Annotated in this window: 20 protein-coding genes; 9 read left to right on the top strand and 11 right to left on the bottom strand. The window is 73.7% G+C overall.

Going from position 1 to position 21,447, the window contains the following annotated elements; translation table 11 throughout:
- Nucleotides 1-110 precede the first annotated feature (110 nt).
- The 3 genes from ACIQFY_RS04725 to ACIQFY_RS04715 are packed head-to-tail and all read right to left on the bottom strand — an operon-like array spanning nucleotide 111 to nucleotide 2,873.
- Nucleotides 111-1,052, bottom strand: coding sequence for a 3-oxoacyl-[acyl-carrier-protein] synthase III C-terminal domain-containing protein (locus ACIQFY_RS04725; RefSeq protein WP_400338495.1), 942 nt, complete (start codon nucleotides 1,050-1,052; stop codon nucleotides 111-113).
- Nucleotides 1,049-1,876, bottom strand: a complete 828-nt coding sequence (locus ACIQFY_RS04720) for an MBL fold metallo-hydrolase (protein WP_400338493.1) — start codon at nucleotides 1,874-1,876, stop codon at nucleotides 1,049-1,051. The genes ACIQFY_RS04725 and ACIQFY_RS04720 overlap by 4 nt, the downstream gene beginning before the upstream one ends.
- On the bottom strand, nucleotides 1,869-2,873 hold the full coding sequence (locus ACIQFY_RS04715; protein ID WP_400338491.1) for an NAD-dependent epimerase/dehydratase family protein: 1,005 nt from the start codon (nucleotides 2,871-2,873) through the stop codon (nucleotides 1,869-1,871). The genes ACIQFY_RS04720 and ACIQFY_RS04715 overlap by 8 nt, the downstream gene beginning before the upstream one ends.
- Nucleotides 2,874-2,924: 51 nt before the next feature.
- Between ACIQFY_RS04715 and ACIQFY_RS04710 the strand changes: the two genes are divergently transcribed.
- Nucleotides 2,925-4,184 carry a glycosyltransferase gene (locus ACIQFY_RS04710; protein ID WP_400338489.1) on the top strand — a complete coding sequence of 420 codons (1,260 nt, stop codon included), beginning with the start codon at nucleotides 2,925-2,927 and terminating at the stop codon, nucleotides 4,182-4,184.
- Nucleotides 4,185-4,240: 56 nt separating this feature from the next.
- Here the strand turns inward: ACIQFY_RS04710 and ACIQFY_RS04705 are convergent, their stop codons facing one another.
- From ACIQFY_RS04705 to ACIQFY_RS04695, 3 genes are read right to left on the bottom strand one after another with little or no spacing between them, the layout of a single operon-like run.
- On the bottom strand, nucleotides 4,241-5,398 hold the full coding sequence (locus ACIQFY_RS04705) for a Gfo/Idh/MocA family oxidoreductase (protein ID WP_311206640.1): 1,158 nt from the start codon (nucleotides 5,396-5,398) through the stop codon (nucleotides 4,241-4,243).
- Entirely contained in the window at nucleotides 5,395-6,237 is an 843-nt protein-coding gene (locus ACIQFY_RS04700; protein WP_400338487.1) for a sugar phosphate isomerase/epimerase family protein, read from the bottom strand. Before ACIQFY_RS04700 ends, ACIQFY_RS04705 begins: the two co-directional genes overlap by 4 nt.
- Nucleotides 6,234-7,601 carry an MFS transporter gene (locus ACIQFY_RS04695; RefSeq protein ID WP_066656135.1) on the bottom strand — a complete coding sequence of 456 codons (1,368 nt, stop codon included), beginning with the start codon at nucleotides 7,599-7,601 and terminating at the stop codon, nucleotides 6,234-6,236. The genes ACIQFY_RS04700 and ACIQFY_RS04695 overlap by 4 nt, the downstream gene beginning before the upstream one ends.
- 302 nt (nucleotides 7,602-7,903) lie before the next feature.
- On the opposite strand from ACIQFY_RS04695, the gene ACIQFY_RS04690 reads away from it, so the two are divergent.
- On the top strand, nucleotides 7,904-8,209 hold the full coding sequence (locus ACIQFY_RS04690) for a putative quinol monooxygenase (protein WP_066656138.1): 306 nt from the start codon (nucleotides 7,904-7,906) through the stop codon (nucleotides 8,207-8,209).
- Between the two features lie 92 nt (nucleotides 8,210-8,301).
- Here the strand turns inward: ACIQFY_RS04690 and ACIQFY_RS04685 are convergent, their stop codons facing one another.
- Complete coding sequence (locus ACIQFY_RS04685; protein ID WP_400338484.1) at nucleotides 8,302-9,603, bottom strand: MFS transporter; 1,302 nt, start codon at nucleotides 9,601-9,603, stop codon at nucleotides 8,302-8,304.
- Nucleotides 9,604-9,666: 63 nt separating this feature from the next.
- Here ACIQFY_RS04685 and ACIQFY_RS04680 point away from each other — a divergent pair, with 63 nt between their 5' ends.
- Entirely contained in the window at nucleotides 9,667-10,254 is a 588-nt protein-coding gene (locus tag ACIQFY_RS04680; RefSeq protein ID WP_400338482.1) for a CGNR zinc finger domain-containing protein, read from the top strand.
- Between the two features lie 64 nt (nucleotides 10,255-10,318).
- Here ACIQFY_RS04680 and ACIQFY_RS04675 read toward each other — a convergent pair whose 3' ends face one another.
- Nucleotides 10,319-11,575, bottom strand: coding sequence for an endo-1,4-beta-xylanase (locus ACIQFY_RS04675; RefSeq protein WP_400338480.1), 1,257 nt, complete (start codon nucleotides 11,573-11,575; stop codon nucleotides 10,319-10,321).
- 203 nt (nucleotides 11,576-11,778) lie between these two features.
- Here ACIQFY_RS04675 and ACIQFY_RS04670 point away from each other — a divergent pair, with 203 nt between their 5' ends.
- The 6 genes from ACIQFY_RS04670 (at nucleotide 11,779) to ACIQFY_RS04645 (ending at nucleotide 19,288) form a co-directional block, all read left to right on the top strand.
- Nucleotides 11,779-13,848 carry a glycosyltransferase family 39 protein gene (locus ACIQFY_RS04670; protein ID WP_400338478.1) on the top strand — a complete coding sequence of 690 codons (2,070 nt, stop codon included), beginning with the start codon at nucleotides 11,779-11,781 and terminating at the stop codon, nucleotides 13,846-13,848.
- 31 nt (nucleotides 13,849-13,879) lie between these two features.
- The gene (locus ACIQFY_RS04665; protein ID WP_400338476.1) at nucleotides 13,880-14,485 is read left to right on the top strand and encodes a molybdenum cofactor guanylyltransferase; all 606 of its coding nucleotides are present in this window, start codon (nucleotides 13,880-13,882) and stop codon (nucleotides 14,483-14,485) included.
- A gap of 4 nt (nucleotides 14,486-14,489) precedes the next feature.
- Nucleotides 14,490-14,822, top strand: a complete 333-nt coding sequence (locus tag ACIQFY_RS04660; RefSeq protein ID WP_326496832.1) for a DUF6457 domain-containing protein — start codon at nucleotides 14,490-14,492, stop codon at nucleotides 14,820-14,822.
- Nucleotides 14,819-16,012, top strand: coding sequence for a molybdopterin molybdotransferase MoeA (locus ACIQFY_RS04655; protein ID WP_400338475.1), 1,194 nt, complete (start codon nucleotides 14,819-14,821; stop codon nucleotides 16,010-16,012). The genes ACIQFY_RS04660 and ACIQFY_RS04655 overlap by 4 nt, the downstream gene beginning before the upstream one ends.
- Before the next feature lie 106 nt (nucleotides 16,013-16,118).
- Nucleotides 16,119-16,985, top strand: coding sequence for a formate dehydrogenase accessory sulfurtransferase FdhD (fdhD, locus tag ACIQFY_RS04650; RefSeq protein WP_066656158.1), 867 nt, complete (start codon nucleotides 16,119-16,121; stop codon nucleotides 16,983-16,985).
- Between the two features lie 38 nt (nucleotides 16,986-17,023).
- Nucleotides 17,024-19,288: an FdhF/YdeP family oxidoreductase gene (locus ACIQFY_RS04645; RefSeq protein WP_400339219.1), complete on the top strand. Its 2,265-nt coding sequence runs from the start codon at nucleotides 17,024-17,026 to the stop codon at nucleotides 19,286-19,288.
- Nucleotides 19,289-19,433: 145 nt separating this feature from the next.
- Here ACIQFY_RS04645 and ACIQFY_RS04640 read toward each other — a convergent pair whose 3' ends face one another.
- The 3 genes from ACIQFY_RS04640 to ACIQFY_RS04630 all read right to left on the bottom strand — a co-directional run bounded on the left by ACIQFY_RS04640 (nucleotide 19,434) and on the right by ACIQFY_RS04630 (nucleotide 21,434).
- Entirely contained in the window at nucleotides 19,434-20,303 is an 870-nt protein-coding gene (locus ACIQFY_RS04640; RefSeq protein ID WP_400338473.1) for a hypothetical protein, read from the bottom strand.
- Nucleotides 20,300-20,860 (bottom strand): RNA polymerase sigma factor, encoded by a 561-nt coding sequence (locus ACIQFY_RS04635; RefSeq protein ID WP_400338471.1) that lies wholly within the window; start codon nucleotides 20,858-20,860, stop codon nucleotides 20,300-20,302. Before ACIQFY_RS04635 ends, ACIQFY_RS04640 begins: the two co-directional genes overlap by 4 nt.
- Before the next feature lie 67 nt (nucleotides 20,861-20,927).
- Nucleotides 20,928-21,434 carry a hypothetical protein gene (locus ACIQFY_RS04630; RefSeq protein WP_326496829.1) on the bottom strand — a complete coding sequence of 169 codons (507 nt, stop codon included), beginning with the start codon at nucleotides 21,432-21,434 and terminating at the stop codon, nucleotides 20,928-20,930.
- Nucleotides 21,435-21,447: the final 13 nt, after the last annotated feature.

The raw sequence follows: 21,447 nt of genomic DNA, 5'->3' as shown, positions 1-21,447 counted from the left end.
GGCGGGGGCGTCGTCGTGTCCCCGGCGAACCCGGCGCAGCGCCGACCGCGCGCGCCAGAGGCGCAGCGCCGACCGCGCGCGCCAGAGGCGCAGCGCCGACCGCGGGCGCGTCAGAGGCGCAGCGCGAGGGCGTTCGCGGTCAGGCCGGCAGCCGTCCCGCAGAGCAGCACGGTGTCCCCGCGCCGGAGCCGACCGTCGTCGAGGCACCGCGCGAGCATGAACGGCACCGACGACGAGACCGAGTTCCCGAACGCCGCGACCTCGTCGACGTACTTGTCCGTCGGGATCCCGAGCCGGCGCATCGCGAGCCCGATCGCGCCGCTGGCCTGGTGCGGCACGACCAGGTCGACGTCGTCCAGCCCGAGACCGCTGCGCTCCCAGAACCGCGCGAAGAACCCGGGCAGGACCCGGAGCATCCCGGTCAGGGCGCGCCGGCCGTGCATGTCGAACAGGTAGTCAGCGGGGTCGCCGTCGGCGTACTGCTGCGCCGGGTACCGGGACAGGCCGCCCCGGAGCTCGGTGTCGTGGGCGTGCTCCGGCCAGGTCTGCTGCAGCGCCGACAGCACCCCCTGCTTCCCGTCGCCGCGCGTCAGCACCACCGCGGCCGCAGCGTCGGAGAACAGCTCGGCGGACTCCCGTTGCGCCGGGTCGAGGAAACGTGACCCGACGTCCCCGGAGACGATGAGCACCCGGTCGTGGTCGCCGTCCTCCAGGTAGCGGGAGGCGATGTCGAGTGCCGTGATGAAGCTCGTGCACGTCGAGTTCACGTCGAACGCGGCCGCTCGGGCGTCGGGCGCGACCCGCTCCGTCACGAGTGCCGCCGTGCAGGGGATCGGCTGCACGCCGGCGGCGCAGGCGGCGATCACGAGGTCGAGGTCGGCGGCGTCGATGCCGGCGTGCTCGATGGCCCGGGACGCTGCCGTGGCGAGCATGTCGAGGTGCGACACGTCGTCGGCGATGCGGTACCGGGTGACGGTGCGGGCACCGCTGCCGTAGGTGACCGTCCGGTCCGGCAGTGCCGTCCCCCACCCGGCGATGGCGCAGTGCTTCATGGTCCCCCTCGGTCCTCGTCGTCGTCGACGAGCAGGTCCACCCCGGTCCGGTGCTCGTCGTGGCTGAACAGCAGTCTGACACCTGCGCGCTCGAGGGCGAGCAGGCGCTCGGCGGTGTCGCGCTGCGATCGGGCGTCGTGGGCGACCGCACGCGGCAGGAGGCGCAGGTCGCGCTCGCGTCCGAGCAGGTCGCGGCTCCAGGCAGCGTCGCCCGCGAGCAGCACACGGTCCTCGACCAGGAGGCCGAGGTGCCCGTCGGCGTGCCCGGGCAGCCGGACGAGCCGCGTGCGACCGTCGCCGAACGGGTCGGCCGTCGACAGACCGACCGCCGCGAGCGGCCCGGTCGGAGCGGGGACGAAGGCGCTGTCCGGGACGACCTGCAGCCGGTCGACGAGCCCCGCGGGCAGCAGCCCCCGCAGCTGCCCGGCGAGCACCCGCGGGCGGGCGGTGCTCCGGGCCACGCCCTCGGAGACCAGCACCCGCGCGTGCGGCACGGAAGCCAGCCCGCCGACGTGGTCGGGGTGCAGGTGCGACAGGACGACGTGTGTGACGCCGTCCGTGTCGATCGCGTCGGCGAGTGTGCTGCCCGGGGGGACGACGGGCGGGAGCAGGCGTCGGTACAGCCACCCGGCGGCACCCGTGCGCCACGGCAGGGGTGCGTACCCGGTGTCGAACAGCACGGAGCGGTCCGGACCGGACCAGTGGAAGACGTTCGCGGGGAAGACCCGACGGCCACGGGGCGAACCGCGGAGCAGACCGTGCACGTCGTGGGTCGTCCACCCGCAGGCGGCGGCGCGCAGGGTACCGACCGGGCGCTCAGCCACGCGGCTGCCCACCGACGCGCCGGCCGGCGGGCGCGTAGCTCGCGAGTGCCTCGTCGAGCCCGACGACCGGCTGGTAGCCGAGCACCTGCCGAGCCCGGGTCAGGTCGAGGGTCTGCGAGTGCGTGATCGTCGTCACCGTGTACCGGGTGATCGGCGGCTCGGGCTGCCCGGGCAGCACCGTGCACACGGCCTCGAGCACGGCGGCCAGCGCGGACACCGGCCCGGCCGGCAGGTGCAGGTGCCGCGGCCGGACCCCGAGTCCGGCGAGCAGCTGGTCGAGGAGCTCGACGAACGGACGCGGATCCCCGTTCGTGATGTTGAACGCCAGCCCGGCGGCCCCGGGCACCTCGGCCGCGAGCCGGACGGCGTGCGCGACGTTCTCGACGGCGGTCAGGTCGACGAGTCCGCGTCCGCCGCGCAGGAGGGGCACACCGACCCGTTCGTGCACACGGAGCAGCCTCGGGACGAGTCCGGTGTCGCCCGCGCCGATGACGCCGCGCGGCCGCAGGACGACGATCTCGGGTCCGTCGGGGTCGCCGGTCGCGGCGCGGAGGAGCGCCTCGGCGTGCAGCTTCGAGCGGATGTAGTGGTTCATCGGGCGGCTCGGGTCGACCTGGTCCTCACGGATGTCGAGCCGGTCGCGCGGTGCGGCGTAGATGCCGGGCGACGACACGTGCACGAGCCGCCGCGCCCCGACGCGACGCGCGTACTCGAGCACCCGGGCGGTCCCGGTGACGTTGCCGTGCTCGAAGGCCGACCACGGGCCCCACGGCGAGCTGAGCGCCGCGCAGTGCACGACGACGTCGGCGGGGACGTCCGCGCGGGCGAGGTCGTCGAGGTCGCCGACGTGGACGTCCCCGGCGGGCAGCGCCGATGCCCGCCGACCGGACGCCGTGACGCGGTAGCCGTGCTCGCGCAGGGTCCGCACGACGTGACCGCCGACGAACCCGCTCGCCCCCGTGACCAGCGCGCGCTCCCCGGTGCCTGCTCCCCCCATGCCCCAGATCCTACGAGCCCGGCAGGAGCCGACGGCCCCTAGGCTCGGGGCGTGCGGATCGCGCTGGTCACCGACTACTACCTCCCGACACTCGGGGGCGTCCAGACGGCGGTGCGCTCCCTGGCCGAGGCCCTCACGGCGGCGGGACACGACGTCACGGTCTTCTGCCCCGACGACCCGGCGGGCCCCGCGCACTCGGCGGGCACGGCGCAGGCACCCGGCACCGCCACCGCCACCGTGCCGGCCGTCGTCGGCCTGCCCGTCTCCCCCGTGTTCCGCCCCGACGGCTACCCCTTCGCGTGGTCCCCGCGTCGCCTCCGCGCCCTGCTCCGCCGCGAGTTCGCCGCACGCCGGGTCGACGTCGTGCACACCCACTCCGAGATGTTCGCGGCGCTCGGCGGGATCCGGGCCGCGCAGGACCTCGGCATCCCGGTGGTGCACACGATGCACGGCCGCATCGACGTCTACACGCGGAACGTCCTGCCCGTGCCCGCCGTCACGACCGCGCTGCTCGCCTTCCTGCACGCGACGCAGGTCCCTCGCCGGGGCGTCCGTGTCGCGGCCGACACCCCGTACACCCGGACCCGGACGGCGCGGCGGATGTGGCGGGTCATGCTCGCGCAGTCCCGGGCGAGCGACCACGTCGTGGTCCCGTCGCGGCACTTCGCCGACAAGCTCGTCGACCGGGGCGTCCGGACCCCGGTGTCGGTCGTCTCGAACGGCATCGAGCCCGCGGTCCTCGACGCGATCGGACCGGCGACCGTCCGGACCAGGACCGCAGACGAGCCGCTCCGGGTGCTCTGGGTGGGGCGCCTGTCGCCCGAGAAGCGTCCGGAGGTCCTGGTCGAGGCTGCCCGCTCCTTCCCACCCGGCACCGTGGTCGACGTGCTCGGCGACGGCGTCGCGCGTGCTGCGGTCGCCCGGGCCGCGGCCGGCACCCCGGTCCGGCTGCACGGGTCGACCCCGCACGACGAGGTCCTCGCCGCCATGCGCCGTGCACACGTGCTCGTGTCGAGCTCCTCCGACTTCGACAACCAGCCGATGGTGATGCTCGAGGCCGTCGCCACCGGCCTGCCCGTCGTGCACTGCGACCCGGACCTCGCCGAGGTCGTCCCCGACGGCGGTGGCTTCACGACGCCCACACCGGACGCCGCGGGGATCGCGTCGGTCGTCCGACGGCTCCACGACGAGCCGGAGCATCTCGTGCGGGCGAGCGCCGCGCTGGTCGCGGCCCGCGACCGCGTCGAGCAGCGCGTCGACGAGCTGGTGGCGGTCTACGCGAGCGTCCTGCGGCCGTCCCGCACCACGTGACGGACGGGAGGCTCGGTGCCGGCCGACACCGAGCCTCCCGTCCGTCGTGTGGCCGCTCAGACCGTGGCGGACGCACCCTCGAGGGTCGCGGCGAGCGGGTCGAAGTCCTCGGGCAGCGACGCGATCGGCGCCACCGTCGACGCGACCTCGACGAACGCGCGGCGCGCGACGGACTCCTCGACCGCGACCATGGTGTCGAGCACGTGGTACCCGACCTCGCCGGTCGCGACGTGCGCACCGCCCCCGCGGATCGCCCGTGCCATGTCGAGCACGCCGAGGCCGCGGCCGACCGTCGGTTCCTCGTCGGAGAGGGTCTCCCACGCCTGCTCGATCGGGAACGACACGTCCGTGCCGAGCGGTCGTGCGATGCGGATCGGGTGTCCGCCACCGAAGGTGTTCGGGTCCGGGAGCACGATCGTGCCCTCGGTGCCGTTCACCTCGAAGACGCCGTGCCGGAACAGCGGGGTGTCGAACGACAGCAGCGACTGCGCGTTCCCGCCCTGCTCGAAGGACGTGAGCACCGAGAGGTGCGTCGGGACCTCGACCGGGAACTCCTGCCCGGCGTTCGGACCGACCACCAGCTGCCGGGTGCCGCGCGACCGGGACCCCGTCGCCACGACGGACGCGACCGGGCCGAGCAGGTGCACGAGCGCCGTGAAGTAGTACGGGCCCATGTCGAACAGCGGGCCGGCACCCTTCGCGTAGAGGAAGGACGCGTTCGGGTGGAACACGTCCGGTCCCTGCCACTGGAAGCTCGTGACGGCGGTGAGGGGGGTGCCGATCGCGCCGGCCTCGATCGCGCGCTTCGCGGTCTGCCACCCGGTGCCGAGGACGGTGTCCGGTGCGATGCCGAGACGCAGGCCGAGCTCGTCGGCGAGCGCCACGAGTCCGGCGGCGCTCTCGCGGTCGACGCCGATCGGCTTCTCGCTCCAGACGTGCTTGCCGGCGCGGAGTGCCGCCGTGGAGACCTCGACGTGCGTGGCGGGCAGGGTGAGGTTCACGACGATCTCGACGTCGGGGTCGGTGAGGACCTCGTCGCCGGTGCCCGACGCGGGGATGCCCCACTTCGCCGCCGACGCCGCGGCGCGCTCGGTGTCGATGTCGCCGATCCGGACCACCTCGACGTCCGGGAAGGTCGTGAGGTTCGTCAGGTACTGCTCGCTGATCATCCCGGCGCCGATGAAGCCGACGCCGACGCGGCCGGTGCGGGTCATGCGGACACCCCCGTGGTGGCGGTCTCGTCCGACCCGGCGAGCGCGGCCTGCAGCCAGCGGTACGACTGCTCGACCCCGTCGAAGATCTCCCCGTCGAAGCCGTCGAACTCGATGACGGCGTACTCGAGCGCCGGTGCTGCGGCGAGCGCCTCGGCCAGCCGGACGTCGCCCTGGCCGGCCGGGGTCTGGTCGGTCGGCACCTGCGCGGTGGAGATCCCCTCGCGCATCGGGCCGTCCTTGACGTGCACGGCGACGATGCGGTCGCCGAGCTCCTCGACGAAGGGCACGAGGTCGATGCCCGCGGCGGACGCCCAGTACAGGTCGAGCTCGAGCACGACGCGCGGGTCGAGCAGTTCGGCGAGCACCTGGAGCGCGGGCTTCCCGTCGATGCGCGGCCGGAGCTCGTGGTCGTGGTTGTGGTAGCCGACGCGCAGGCCGTGGACGGCGGCTTCCTCGGCGGCGGCGTTCAGCCGGGCGGCGACCCGCTCGACGCCCTCGCGGGTCGTCCAGTGGCCGGGACCGACGAACGGGTCGATGACGATCTCGATGCCGAGCGCCGACGCCTCGGCGAACGTCTCGGCGTGCGACGGGGCGGTCATCACCGTGCCGTCCGGCAGCGGGATCGACTCCTCGACCAGGAAGGCGTGGCCGGTGCGGGCGCTGATGCCGTGCGCGTCGAACGCCGTCCGGAGCTCGGCTGCGCGGCCGACGAAGGCGAACGCCTCGACGGTGTCGAACCCGATGCCGGCCAGGCGGGCGACGCCGCCGTCGAGGTCGGGCGCCAGCGCCTTGTCGACCGTGTAGAGCTGGAGGGAGATGCGGGGTGCCACGGTGGTCACCGGACCTTCTTGATCGGGAGGATGACGAGCGCACCGAGGAGCACGGCGACGCCGGCACCCCAGAGCATGAGCGTGTAGTTCTGGCCGCCGCCGAGGCCCAGCAGGAACAGGCCGACCGCCGGGGCGAGCGACTGCGGCAGGGCGTTGGCGATGTTGATGACACCGAGGTCCTTGCCCGGACGCTCGGGGTCGGGCAGCACGTCGACGACGAGCGCGGTGTCGATCGCTGCGTAGATGCCGAAGGCGAACCCGAGCACGATCTCCGCGAAGTAGAACCCGCCGACGCTGTCGACGTGCGCGAGGATCACCAGGCCGACCGCGGTGAGGGCGGTGGAACCCCAGACGAAGACCTTGCGGCGTCGGACGCGGTCGGACACCCAGCCCGAGACCGCGGCGCTGACGAGCAGGGCGACCGTGTACAGGAGCACACCGAACGCGACGGTGGCGGTGGCCTCGGCCAGGTCCTCGATCCCGATCTGCTCCTGCATGTACAGCACGCGGTACGTCGTGAACATGAACGTGCCGAAGGTGATGAGGAAGCGGCCCCACCAGGCGAGCCCGAAGTCGGGGTGCTTGATCGGGTTCGTCCAGAACGACGCGATCAGGGTGACCCAGCTGAAGGGCTTGGTCGTGGCCGGGAGCTCGTCGCGGGCCACGACCGCGTAGACGAGGATCACGACGATCGCCAGGATGCCCGGCGCGATGAAGAGGACCGGCAGGTTCCCGACCAGGTACACGGCGAGGTAGAGGCCGGCGAGGATCGCGATGTTCTGCGCGAGGGCGATGACGCTCGACGCCTTGCCGCGCTGGAACTCGGGCACGTTGTCCGCGAAGCTCGCGGTCAGGGTGGCGAGGACGGCGTTCGCGGCGACCTGGGCGAGCACCCACGCGATGGTGAGCTGCAGGACGTCCGGCGCGAACGCGAGCCAGGCCAGCGCGACGACGAAGACGACGACGCCACCGACCATCCAGGGCCGACGGCGACCCCAGCGCGTGCGGGTGCGGTCGGAGAGTGCCCCCGCCAGCGGGTTGGCGAGCAGGGCGCCGAGGGCACCGAACGGCAGGACCGACCCGACGATCGTCTCGGGGCTGTCCGGGTTCAGCACCGTCGCCTTGATCGCCATGCCCACGAACACCGGGGTGAGCAGGGCGGCGAAGAGGCCGAACTGGGCCAGGCTGAGTGCCCAGAGGTACTTCGGGCCGACCCGGACGGTGCTGACGTTCTGCGTGAGGCCCTCGACCGAGAACGCACGCGATGCGGCTGCGGGGTCGGTGCTCGTGGCTCCCGCGGCCGCGGTGACCGGCGGGTTCGCGGTACCGGCGAGACCGGACTGCGGTTCTTCCTTCGACGTCGGTGTCGACATGACTCCTCCTCGAGCCATCGGGGGCGGCGTGCCCTCTCGAATACCTAGTGCTGCTAGGTGATCAGGACAGTAACACCGAAAACCTTCCTCCGGAAGCTTTCTTTCCGACATGTGTCGGCGTCGGGCCCGCAACGCGCAACCCCGGCAGTTCCCCGCAACGCCCCACCGCTGCGAGCAGTCGCCGACGTTGCGTTCTGCACTTCTCCGTCGGTCCGCGGAACACCACGGGTCACCCGGACGTTGGCGCACTCGGCACCCGACGGACGGGTGCCGAGAACGAGCACCTGACGAAAGGCACGCACATGACCCAGACGGTCCTCCTCGAGGTCCAGCTGCGAGACGACGTCGCGCAGGACACGATCGACTCCGCGATCCGCGAGACCCTCGCCCAGACGGCGACCTTCGCCGGCAACGAGTCGCTCGAGGTCCTGGTCGACGACTCCGACCCGCTGCACCTCGTCGTGCTCGAGCGGTGGACGACGCCCGCCGACCACGACGCCTACGTCGCCTGGCGCGCGACCGACGAGGGTGCCCCGAGGGCCCTCGCGGCGATCGTCGCCGCGCCGCCCGTCACGCGGACGTTCGGCCGGACGCTCGACCTGGGCTGACGGATCAGCGCGAGCCCGGTCACGGTCGCACCGCCGGAGGAACGACGAGGACGCGCCGGCGCCCTGACCGGGCCGTGGCCGCCGGACCGCACTCACCCGCCTGCACCCCGGTCGCTCGGGCGTCCCGTGACCGGATCCGAGACGCGCACTCCCCGTGGCTCGCGGATGCGCCTGAGGGGTGAGCAGACGACCCAGACCACGGTGAGCAGGTTGCCCGCACACCCGATCGCGATCGCGGCCCTCGTTCCGAGGGCATCGCCGACGAGTCCGCCGAGCGCCGCCCCGACGGCGATGACCCCGTAGCTGATCCACCGCATGGTCGCGTTGACCCGCCCGAGCAGGTGGTCCGGCGTCCGGAGCTGCCGCAGGGTGAGCGCGACGACGCTCGAGAGCGCTGTCCCGGCACCGTTGCACGCGAACGCCAGCACGAGGACCGCCGTCGCCGTGGGTCGCGGCCAGTCGGGTCCGACGGCGGGCAGGGCGAACAGCGCGACGCACTCGACGGCAGCACACGCCACGAGGACCGGTCCGACACCCCACCGACGGACCGTCCTCGGCGCGGCAGCCGCCCCGACGACGGCGCCGACCGCGCCGAGGCTGAAGACCGCGCCGAGCTCACCGGCGGTCATGCCCAGCTGTCGGACCGCATGCACGGTGAAGAGGACGAGGATCCACTGCGCGAAGAGGTTGTAGATCGCAGCGAAGCCCACGAGGGAGACCAGGTACCGGTCCCTCCGCACGTGGTCGAGGCCGTCGCGGAGATCCCGGAGCACGCCGTGCCCGCTGGGTACCGGTCTGGCTTCCGGACGACGGATCCGAGCGAGCGCGACCGCCGAGACCACGTACGTCACCGCGTGCGCGAGGAGCGCCCACGGTGCGGTCAGGACCTGCACGAGCAGGCCCGCGATGCCCGGGCCACCCACCTCGGCGACGGACGACGTGGCCTGGAGCCGCCCGTTCGCCCGCTCCAGCTGGTCGCGCCCGGCGACCGTGGGGAGGAAGGACTGGTACCCGACCTCGAACGCCACCGTGCAGGCACCGAGCGCGGCGACCGCCACGACCAGCAGTGGGAGCGTCAGCGCACCCGTCACCGCGAGCACGACGACACCGACCGTCAGCAGCGCCCGCACCACGTCGGCGGCCACGAGGACCGGCCGCCTCCGGCACCGATCGATCACCACGCCGAGCGGGAGGGCGAGCAGCAGGAAGGGCACCCACCGGGCGGCACCGAGCAGCCCCGCCTCGCCGGCGGTGGCGTGGAGGACCACGACGGCGAGGAGCGGCACCGCGAGTTCACTGACCTGCCCGCCGACAGCGGACGCACCGAGTGCTGTCCAGAGGCGCGAGAAGTCGGCGCCGAGGCGTGGTGGACTAATGGCTCTAGAGTCATTCATGCATTAGACCCTGCCAGACCTTCGCTAATGGCGTACAGCCTCCACGCCCATTAGGCTGGGGGTATGGACGCACCCGCGAAGCCCGCGTTCCCGAAGGTCGCAGGCCACCTGGCCCTGGACCTCGTCGACACGGTCCACTGGCGCCTCGACGACGCGCGCTCGATCGACACCCTCCCGACGTTCGACGAACTCCTCCGCTGGTCCACGGAGATCGCCGGCTGCGCCGACCTCGGCGACCTCCGGGCCGCGGCGGCCGAGGTGCCGGACGTCGCTGCCCGGGAGCTGGCAGCGGTGGTCAGGCTGCGCGAAGCGATCTACGAGGCCGTGTTCCAGGGCTCGGACACGGCCGTCGACCTCGTCGCCTCCGAGTACGCCGGCGCCGTGCAGCGCTCGTCCCTGGTGCGCGATCCCGACCGGAGCAGTTGGTCGTGGTCGGTACCGACCGGCCTCACCGGTCCCCGCACGCTGATCGCCCGGCAAGCGCAGGACCTGCTCACCTCGGACCTCAGCCGCGCGCGCCAGTGCGGGGACGACGCCTGCGGCTGGGTGTACCTGGACACCTCACCGCGGCACAACCGCATCTGGTGCACCGCAGCCGGCTGTGGCAACCGCAACCGGGTCGCGCGGCACCAGGCCCGGAAGCAGCACTGACGACGCACCGGGGCGGACGGGAGGCACGGGACGGACCCGCACCGCGCCTCCCGTCCGCCGCTGGTCACGTCGCGGACGCGACCACCCGCTGCTCGGCCGGCTCGCGCCCGACGGTGACCGCTACCGACGCGCCCCGCACCTCGGCCCGGTACTCCCCCCGGAACCCGCGCACCCGCACCTGCCCGCGCTCGTCGGTGCGGAGCACCGTCGGCCCGGTCCACCACTCGTCCTTCACCAGGCGACGGAGCGCCTCGTACGACGGCTTCGGCGTCCCGTCCTCGCGGACCAGCCCGATCGGCGCGCCGAGCCAGGCGCCCGCGTCGGTGATGCCCCAGGAGGTGACCGCCTCGACCGCGGGGTGCCCCACCAGGCTCCGGTAGTGCCGCTCGACCTCGTCCGCCTGTCGGGCCTCACCCTCGGGCGTCGAGGGCCACGAGTCCACCACGTGGTCGTTCAGGTCCACGATGTCCGCGGGCATGAGGTCACCCGACACGAGCGAGGTCTCGGTCAGGTGCAGCGGCAGGCCGTACCGGGCGAAGCGGTCGACCATCGCGAGCATCGTCTCCTCACCCCAGTACCCCTGGTGCATGTGGGTCTGCAGCCCGATGGCGTCGATCTGCACGCCGGCCTCGAGCACGCCCTCGATCAGGCACTGGTACGCGCTCGACAGGTCGAAGTCGTTGAGCAGCAGGGTCGCGTGCGGGTTCGCGGCGCGGGCCTCCTCGAACGCCATCCGGATCGTCGGGATGCGGCCCTTCGCCCGGGCGAGCGGGGTGATGGCGTTGTCGCCGTTGTCGAACACGGGCATGATGACGACCTCGTTGATCGCGTCCCACGTGTCGACCAGCCCGGCGAGGTCGCCGACGTCACGGCGGATGCGCTCCCGCTGCAGCTGCTCGACCTCGTCGAGGGGCAGCCCGAGGAGCCAGTCCGGCTGCACGGTGTGCCAGACGAGCGGGTGCCCCTTGAGCGCGATCCCCCGGTCGCGGAACCACTCCGCGGTGCGCCGGAGCCGAGCGGTGTCCGGGCGCCCGCGCTCCGGCTCGAAGCGCCCCCAGTAGAACGGCAGCGTCGCAGTCGTGAAGACGTCAGCGTACAGGTCGGCGAGGCGTTCGAGGCGCTCCCGTCCGGCACCGTCGACCTCGTCGTTCGCCAGCTCCACGAAGTCGAACCCGATGTTGCCGAACCCGAAGGCGTGCCGGGTCTGCTCGACGGCGACCGCGACGTCCGGCAGCGGTGCGCCGTGGTGGTCGACGACCGTCAGGACGGTCTCGCCGGTGCGGTGCGCGACCGACTCGTGCTGGACTCCGTGCTCGACCATGGGCTGCTCCTCCGGCGGCCGCGTCGCCACCGTCGTCCGGTTTTGTTGCGCTGCCGAACATAGCTGGTGCTCGGCGGACGCGACAGCCCCGACCCCACCGTCGTCCGGAGACCGCGGTTCCCTGGGGGCCTGGCTGAACGGATCCGTTGCCCCCGGGCGGCTCCGCACGGCTGCTCCATCGACTGCCGCGGGACAGTCACCGCATGACGACGACGATCGACGCGGCCGCGGAACGCCCGGCCCGGTGGTGGCACCAGAGCCGGTGGGAGCAGGCCACCCTCACCCTGGGGGTGGTGCTCGGCGCGGTGCTCACGAGCTGGAACCTCGGCCGCGGCGGCGACCTGTCCTTCTACGCGAGCGCCGTCCGGTCCATGTCCGAGTCCCTGCCGGCCTTCCTCTCGGGCTCCTTCGACCCGGATGCGACCGTCACCCTCGACAAGCTCGCCGGCTTCGCGGTCCCCCAGGCGATCAGCGTGCACCTCTTCGGCATGTCCGCGGCCGCGATGGGCCTACCGCAGGTCGTCGAGGGCGCCGTCACCACGATGGCGGTGTCGGTGGTCGTGCTCCGCTGGCTCGGGGCCCGCGCCGGTCTGGTCGCGGCCGCGCTGACCGCCGCGACCCCGATCTTCGTGTCGATGTTCGGCCACCCGATGGAGGACGGCCTGCTCACCGCTGCGCTCGCCGTCGCCCTCGTGTGGTGGCAACGCGCCGCCCTGACCCGCACCTGGTGGCCGCTGCTGCTCGCGGGGCTGTTCGTCGGCGTCGGGTTCCAGGCCAAGATGCTGCAGGCGTGGCTGGTCCTCCCGGCGCTGGTGGTCGGCACCCTCGTCGCGACCGCCGGTCCGGGTCCGCGCTGGCGTCGGGCCGCCGGTCACCTCGCCGCCCTGGTGTCGGCGACGCTGGTCGCGAGCCTCGGGTGGTCGGTCGTCGTCGCCCTGCTCCCGACGGCCGACCACCCGTTCGTCGACGGCTCCACCGACGACAGCGTCTTCGCGATGGTCTTCGGCTACAACGGGGTCGACCGGTTCCTGCCGGGAGCCTGGCCGGGCGCCGTCAGTGCGCTGCGGACCGCGGGTGACGCGGCCGCGGACCGGTGGTCGCTCGCGGTCGGCCACGCGGCCGGACACCCGCTCCTGCAGTTGTTCTCGCCCCGCTACGCCTCGCAGGTCGGGTGGTCGTGGCCCGCTGCGCTCGCCGGGATCGTGCTCGGCGCGTTCCGCTGGTGGCCGCGACGCACCGTCCGGGAGGCCCGGGTCCCCTCCGCCACGCTGTGCACGCTGGTCGTCTGGCTGGCGACCGCGGTGGTGGTCCTGTCCGTCATGCACCTGCCGCACACCGCCTACGTCGCGGGCATCGGCGTGCAGCTCGCCGCCCTCGCCGCCCTCGGCTGGTGGGGAGCCGCCCGGCTCGCGGACGCTCCGGACCGCCGACTGCGGCTCGTCCCCGCCGGGCTGCTCGTCCTGCAGGGCGCCTGGTGGACCTGGCTCGCACGCACCTCGGCAGAGCCGGCGCTGCTCGCGACCGTCGCCGTCGGCACGACCGCCGCCGCCCTCGTCGTGCTCGGCGTCCGGAGCCGTCGGTCCGGGCCGGCGGCGACCGGACGAGCGCCGGGCGGGGCGGGGCGACGGACCGCGGCGGGCCTGCTCGTCGCCGCGGTCGTGCTCGGGCCCGCGTGCTTCTCCCTGCAGGCGCTCGACGCCGCTCGTGACGGGAGCCGTGCGGACGCCTCGGTCGGGCTCGGGCAGGGCATCGACGGCCGGAACGGGCAGCGGCCGCTCCGAGCGGTCGCCCTCGGGCGCGGTGGTACCGGCAGGATCGGCACCGACGACCGTCTCACTCCGGCAGCGGACGACGCCTTCACCGTCTCGCCGCCCGACCCGTGGGGCGGCGACACCGACCTGCCCCCTGCGGAGCGGGCACTGGTCACGGACGCCCGGCAGGCCGGTGGCGGTCGTGACGGCGCACCCCTGTTCCTGACCGACTCGTGGCAGGTCGCCTCCGATGTCATCGGGGCGACCGGCGACGAGGTCCTGACCGACGGCGGCTTCTCCGGCCAGGTGCCCGTCTTCACCACGGCGCAGATCGAGTCAGCGGTGCACTCCGGCCGCGAGCGCCTGTTCGTCGTGTCGGCAGACGCCCGGGCCTCCGACCCGGTCCGCCGGGCGACGGACGCACTCGGCTGCCGGGTGCTGCACCGCTGGGGCGCCGCGGTCGGCGTCCGGACGACGCCCTGGGGAGCCCTGCAGTCGTACGCGCTGGAGCGTTGCTCCTGACGACCCCGCTCCGTCCGGCTACGGTGCAGGGATGAGGGATGCCGAGGTCGCTCCGCACGACGCCGTCCTGCTGGCCGGGGGCCGGGCGTCGCGGATGGGCGGGGTCGACAAGACCGCGCTCGTCTCCGGCGGGCAGACGCTCTCGGGCCACGCGATCGCCGCTGCTGCCGGTGCCCGGACGGTGGTGCTCGTCGGACTCCGCGCCGGCCGCACCGCGCCGGCCGGCGTCGTGCAGGTCCGTGAGGACCCGCCCTTCGGCGGCCCGGTCGCCGCGATCGCCGCCGGACTCGCTGCCGTGGCCGACCCCGCTCCGTGGACGCTCGTGCTCGCGTGCGACCTGGTCCGGCCCGAGGCCGCCGTCGATCGGCTCGTGCGGGCGATCACGGGCGCCGGGGGCGCCGACGGGCTGGTGGCGGTCGACGAGGACGGGCGTCGGCAGCACCTGCTCGCGCTGTACCGTTCGGACGCGCTGCGCGCTGCGGTCCGGGCGCTCGGCGACCCGACCGGCGCGGCGGTGCGACGGCTGACCGGCGGCCTCCGGCTCGTCGAGGTCCCGCTGCCCGCCGCACTCTGTGCGGACGTGGACGAACCGGAGGACGCCGTGCGGGCCACGGCGGACGTTCGGCTGCTTGACTGACCGCATGACCACTGACGACGTCCTCGCCGCCTGGACCGCCGAGCTCGCCGAGGCGCTCGGCCTCCCCGAGGGCGCTGCGCTCGACCGCGACGTCGTGCTCGACCTCGCCCGTGACGCCGCGCACGGCGTGGCCCGTCCGGCTGCTCCGCTGACCACCTTCCTGGTCGGGTACGCCGCGGGGCTCCGCGGCGGGTCGGAGGCGGACCTGGCCGATGCCGCGGCGACCGCGACGCGGCTCGCGCTCGCGCACAGGGACACCCCGGACACGACCGACGGACCGGACGGACCCGAGCACACGGGCCGGATCGACGGCACCACCGGGTCCGACGCCCGGTGACGCTGGTCCTGCCGTCCTGGTCCGACGCCCGGCACGAGGCACACCGGCAGGGCGTCCGCCTCGCCGCCGACACCGCCACCGACCCGGGAGCCGGACCCGTCCGGCTCGACCTGGCGTCGGCGCTCGGCCGGACGCTCGCCGGCGACCTCGCCGCCCGCGGCGACGTCCCCGGGCACGACGGCGCAGCCATGGACGGGTGGGCCGTCGCGGGACCGGGGCCGTGGGTGCTCGGCGCGCCGATCGTCGCCGGAGCGGTCCCCTCCGACGTGCCGCTGCCGACCGGGCACGCCCGACCGATCACGACCGGGGCACCCGTCCCGCCCGGCACGGAGGCCGTGGTGCGGTCCGAGGACGCCACGGTCGGCGACGGCCGGTTGGTCCGCCACACGCCGTCCACCCGCCGACACGTCCGACCGGCGGGCGAGGAGGTCACCCGTGACCAGGTGCTGTTCGCCGGCGGCACGGTGCTCACGCCGCCGCGTGCAGCGCTGGCAGCCGCCTCGGGGGTCGACGACGTGCGCGTCGCGCCGGTCCCGACCGCCCGGGTCGCGGTGCTCGGCGACGAGGTCGTCGGTGCCGGGGTCCCACGACCCGGACAGGTCCGCGACGTCTTCTCGCACACCCTGCCCGCGGTGCTCGGGACCTTCGGTGCCGACCCCGTCTCTTCGGACCGCGTGCCGGACGACCCCGACACCACCGCCCGCGTGCTCGACGCCGCTCGCGAGCGCCTCGTCGTGAGCACGGGCGGCACGGCCGGTTCGTCGACCGACCACGTCCGCGGTGCGCTCGCCCGGATCGGGGCCGAGCTGCTCGTCGACCGGGTCGACGTGCGTCCGGGACGACCGATGCTCCTCGCCCGCCGGGGCCCGACGGTGTTCCTGTGCCTGCCAGGCAACCCGATGGCCGCGATGGTCGGCCTCGTGCTGCTCGGTGGACCGCTCGTCGCCGGACTGCTCGGACGGCCGCTCGAGCCGGTGGGACGGGTGCGGCTCGCGGTCGACGTGCCCAACGACCGGCCGGGCGCGCTGGTGCTCGCGTACCGCGCGACGCCCGAGGGCGCCGTCCCGGCGTCGCACCAGACCTCGGCGATGCTGCGGGGCCTGGCCGACGCGGACGGACTGCTGGTCGTCCCGGCCGGGGGCGGCGTGGCGGGCGAGGACGTGCCTCCCGTCCGGCTGCCGTGGTGCTGACGGGCGCACCGGACGGTCCGACAGCGGGCCTGAGGACCGCCACAGGACGGCGTGCGGGAACCGCACCGCCCTGGCGGGTGCCGGGCACGGGTGGTAGACCCGGAGCATGAGCCGGATCACGGCGCGGAAGCGCGTCACCCGCATCACCGTCGCGACGTCCCGGTCGGTGCGCGACGACCTGCTGGCCGTCGAGGAGCCGCTCGAGATCCGCGTCGGCGGGAACTCGCTCGCGATCACCATGCGGACGCCCGGCAACGACGTCGACCTCGCCGCGGGGTTCCTGGTGTCCGAGGGCGTGATCGCCCGGGGTGACGACTTCGCCGCCGCCCGGTACTGCGCCGGGGCGACGGACGAGGGGCTCAACACCTACAACGTGCTCGACGTGACGCTCGCACTCGGCGTCCCCGCGCCGGACCCGAGCCTGGAGCGCGCGTTCTACACGACGAGCTCGTGCGGCCTGTGCGGCAAGGCCAGCATCGACGCCGTGCGCACGACCTCGCAGCACAGCGTCCTGCACGACGACCTCGTGCTCGACCCGGCGCTCCTCGCGACGTTCCCCGACCGGCTGCGCGAGGCCCAGGACGTGTTCGAGAAGACCGGCGGACTGCACGCCGCGGCGCTGTTCGACGGCGCCAGCGGGCGGATGCTCGTGCTCCGCGAGGACGTCGGTCGGCACAACGCCGTCGACAAGGTCGTCGGGTGGGCCGTGAAGGAAGGACGGCTGCCCCTGCGCGGCACGGTCCTCATGGTCTCCGGCCGGGCGAGCTTCGAGCTGACGCAGAAGGCCTCGATGGCCGGGATCCCGGTGCTCGCCGCCGTGTCCGCGCCGTCGTCGCTCGCGGTCGACCTGGCGAAGGAGGTCGGCATCACGATCGTCGGCTTCCTGCGCGGCCAGAGCATGGTCGTCTACAGCCGCCCCGAACGCATCACCGAACCAGCACCAGCCCCTCGAGAGACCGTGAGCGCACCGTGACCGAACAGCCCCCGAAGGACGACGTGACCGACGCCGAGATGACGGTCGGCGAACCGAAGGAGTGGGCCGCAGGCGTCCCCGGCGTCCTGCACTCGATGGCCCCGGCGATCGAGCAGCTGGGCGTGGCCCGCACCGCCAAGCTCATGCTGAACCTGAACCAGAAGGGCGGGTTCGACTGCATGAGCTGCGCCTGGCCGGACCCGGACAAGCGCAAGACCGCCGAGTTCTGCGAGAACGGCGCCAAGGCGGTCGTGTGGGAGGCCACCCCGCTGCTCGTGCCGCGCACGTTCTGGTCCGAGCACTCGGTCCACGACCTCGCCGACAAGACCGAGTACTGGCTCGGACAGCAGGGCCGCATCACCGAACCCGTGTGGAAGCCCGCGGGGAAGGACCACTACGAGCCGGTCAGCTGGGAGCGGGCGTTCGGGATCATCGCGGACAAGCTGAACGGGCTCGACTCCCCCGACCAGGCGTCGTTCTACACCTCCGGGCGCACCTCGAACGAGGCGGCCTTCGTCTACCAGCTCTTCGTGCGCGCCTTCGGCACGAACAACCTGCCCGACTGCTCGAACATGTGCCACGAGTCGACGAGCCTCGCGATGGCGGAGGTCGTCGGTATCGGCAAGTCGACCATCGCCTACGACGACTTCGAGGAGACCGAGCTCATCATCGTGATGGGCCAGAACCCCGGCACGAACCACCCCCGGATGCTCACCGCGCTCGAGGACGCCAAGGAGAACGGCGCCGAGATCGTCGCCGTCAACCCGCTCCCCGAGTCGAGCCTGAAGCGCTACAAGAACCCGCAGAAGGTCCGGGGCATCGTCGGCCGCGGGACCGAGATCGCCGACCAGTTCGTGCAGATCCGGCTCGGCGGTGACATGGCCCTGCTGCAGGCGCTCGCGAAGCGCGTCGTGCAGGCCGAGCTCGCTGCCCCCGGCACGGTCGTCGACCACGCCTTCATCGCCGAGCACACCAGCGGGTACGAGGCGTTCGTCGAGCACGTCCTGCGGGTCGACGACGACGAGGTCCTCCGCGCCACCGGCCTGACCACCGAGGAGATCGACGAGCTCGCCGAGCGCTACATGCGCTCCGAGCGGACGATCATCACGTGGGCGATGGGCATCACGCAGCACACCAAGGCCGTCGACACGATCAAGGAGATCATCAACCTCCTGCTCCTCCGCGGGAACATCGGTCGACCCGGCGCCGGTGCCTCGCCGATCCGCGGGCACAGCAACGTGCAGGGCGACCGGACGATGGGCATCTGGGAGCAGATGCCGGACTCGTTCCTCGACGCCCTGGCGGAGGAGTTCCACTTCGAGCCGCCCCGCGAGCACGGGGTCGACGCGCTGAAGGGCATCACGGCCATGCAGCGCGGCGAGATCAAGTTCTGGATGGGGATGGGCGGCAACCTCGTCGCCGCGATCTCCGACAGCCAGCTCGCCGAGGCGGCGTTCCGCGGCACCGAGATGACGGTGCAGGTGTCGACGAAGCTGAACCGGTCGCACGCCGTCGTGGGCGAGGAAGCCCTGATCCTGCCGACGATGGGCCGCACCGAGATCGACGTGCAGGCTGCGGGTCCGCAGTTCGTCTCGGTCGAGGACACCGTGTGCTCCGTGCACGGCAGCCACGGGCAGGTCCCGCCGGTCGCCCCCGGGCTGCTGTCCGAGGTCGCGATCGTCTGCGAGCTGGCGAAGGCCACGCTCGGCGACCGCGTCGCCGTCGACTGGCAGGGCATGCGGGACGACTACGACGTGATCCGCGACCACATCAGCCACGTCGTCCCCGGCTTCGACGACTACTCCCGCCGCGCCGCGAGCAAGGAGGGCTTCGTCCTGCCGAACGGTCCCCGCGACTCCCGGACCTTCGCCACGAAGACCGGCAAGGCGATGATCACCCTGAACGAGCTCGAGCACGTGGAGCGCCCCGAGGGCACCCTGCTGCTGCAGACGCTGCGGTCGCACGACCAGTACAACACGACGATCTACAGCCTGAACGACCGGTACCGCGGCATCAAGAAGGGCCGCCACGTCGTCTTCGTGAACCCGGACGACCTGGTCGAGCTCCGGCTGCAGGACGGCGACCGGGTGGACGTCGCGACGGTGTGGGACGACGACGTCGAGCGCGTGCTGCGCGACTACCGGGTCGTCGCGTACCCGAGTGCTCGCGGGTGTGCGGCGGCGTACTTCCCCGAGGCGAACGTGCTCGTGCCGCTCGACAGCGCGGCGAAGGGCAGCAACACCCCGGTGTCCAAGGCCGTGCCGGTGCGGCTGACGCGGGTGGCGGTGCCCGCGGGCGTGTGAGGCACGCGGACGGCGGCTCGTGACACGCGTCCTGCGACGAGACCGCTGTCGTTCGACAGCCGCGACGTCGCGGAACGCGCACCGCTGACGGACGGGAGGCACGGTGCCAGCCGGCGCCGTGCCTCCCGTCCGCCGCGGTGCCGGGTCAGGGCTCCGGGTGCTCGCCCTGCCAGATCGTGTCGACGGCCTCGAACTCGCGCGGGTAGCACTGGGTGTCGTAGACCTCGATGCTCTCCGACGCGATGCCGTACCGGTACCAGGGCCCGTCGCCGCCCGGTGTCGAGCGCGACAGGCCGTCCGCGGCGTACGTGAGCGGGACGACGGCCATCGGGTGGCCGGCCTGCGCCATGCACGCCTGCAGCCGGTTGAACGCCGTCGTGTACTCCTGCAACGTGACGACCCCGTCGTCGGTCTCGGCGTCCTGCTGCGGCGACGGTCCCGCGATCGTCGCCCGCTCCGTCCACGACGTCCACAGCGCCCACCGTGCCGATCCCGAGGCCGCGACCGTCACCCGCACCGCCCCGTCGTCGACCGGCAGGAGGCCCACCGTGACCGGATCGCGGCCGTCGCGCGCGGGGGTGCAGGACTCGCCGCCGACCGGGGTGCCGTCGACCTCGACGCGGAAGCTCCCGGCATCGAGGCAGGTCCACGCGACGGTGAGTGCGTCCGCACCGCGGGGCGGATCGACGACCGTCGTCGTCCGGTCCCCGTGCGCCACGAGGAAGACCGGGTCCCCGAGCACGCGCGCGTGGTCGCCCTCCTCGACCTGGTACCGGGCGGAGATCGCCAGCCCGGTCTCGACCGCGGCGTCGGGGTCCGCGCCCGGCAGCGCCGCTGCGGTGAGGCCGCCGGTCAGCCCGCCGCCGACCACGAACGCGGCGAGGACGGCGAGCACGGTGGCACGCGTCGGGCGTCGGTGACGGGCCGGGGCCGTCCGCGGAGCACCGGTGCGGTCGACCTCCGCGACGAGCGCGTCGCGCATGGCGGTCAGGCGGGGGGAGAAGTCGTCGTTCACAGTGCGCCTCCGAGGGGTTCCGCTGTGGCTGTGTACCGCTTGTGGAGCCGGGCCTTCGCCCGGTGGAGTCGGGACTTGACGGTCCCGGGGGCGACGCCGAGCACCGCCGACGCCTCGCGCTCGCTGAGTCCCTCGAGCACGCAGAGGGTCAGGACGCGCTGGTCGTCGAGCGACAGCCGCCCCATGGCCGCGACCGCACCGCCGTCGCCGAACTGCTCCGCTGGGTCGGGCGCCGGCTCGGGTGCCGGGAACCGGCCGAGGAACGCCCGGTGCCGGTGCGCCGACCGGGTGACGTTGTGCGCGGTGTTCGTCGCCGTGACGAGGAGCCACGGCAGGAGCGAGTCGTCGACGAAGCGGACGTGGTCGCGGCGCCGCCAGGCCTCGAGGAAGGTCATCGCGACGACGTCGTCCGCGTCGGCCGGTGCTGCTGCCGGGACGAGGCCGACGGCATGTCGCCGGAGCCTCGCGGCGTGCCGGTCGAAGACCCTGCCGAAGGCCTGCCCGTCCCCCGCGAGGCTCAGGGCCCAGTCGACCCGGTCCCCCGTGATCTGGTTCATGTCAGGTGGTGTCCGCACCGGCGCGATCGGTTCCCGGCTCGGCGTGTCGCGCGCTGGCGCTGCGTGATCAGCGCTGGTCGGCGGCCTCGCGCGGCTCCGTGATCCGCTCCCCGGTCTGCGGGTCCCAGCCGATGGTCCTCGGTTCCTGCGCACGCGGGCGTCGCTCCCAGCGAGGGAACCACGGGCGTGCCGACGGCAGGGACAGCAGCACGGCAGCGGCGACGACGGCGACCGGCTCGAGCGTGGGCCAGTCCGCGCTCCCGACGGCCACGGCGATCACGACGTCCACCAGGGCGAAGGCACCCAGCACCCCGAGCCACACCCGTGCGGTGCCGGAACCGCGCCACGTGAGCAGGGCCGCCCAGGCGAGCAGCGCGCAGATGCCGATGCCGAGCACCCCGCCGACGAGTGCCGCGGGCAGCGCACCGGGTTCGTCCTGCGCCAGACGCACCGCACCGATCGCGACGGTGACGATCCGCACGACGAGCACGACCGCCCAGATCGCCACGGCCGCGGTGACCACCGTCGGTCGGCGCCCCGGTCGTCCAGCACCCTGCACTCGTTGCTCCGTCATCTCGGGTCCTCCG

The organism is Curtobacterium sp. NPDC092190, from assembly GCF_044755625.1.
Taxonomy (GTDB): Bacteria; Actinomycetota; Actinomycetes; order Actinomycetales; family Microbacteriaceae; genus Curtobacterium.
This window is presented reverse-complemented; position numbering and strand designations above follow the sequence as displayed.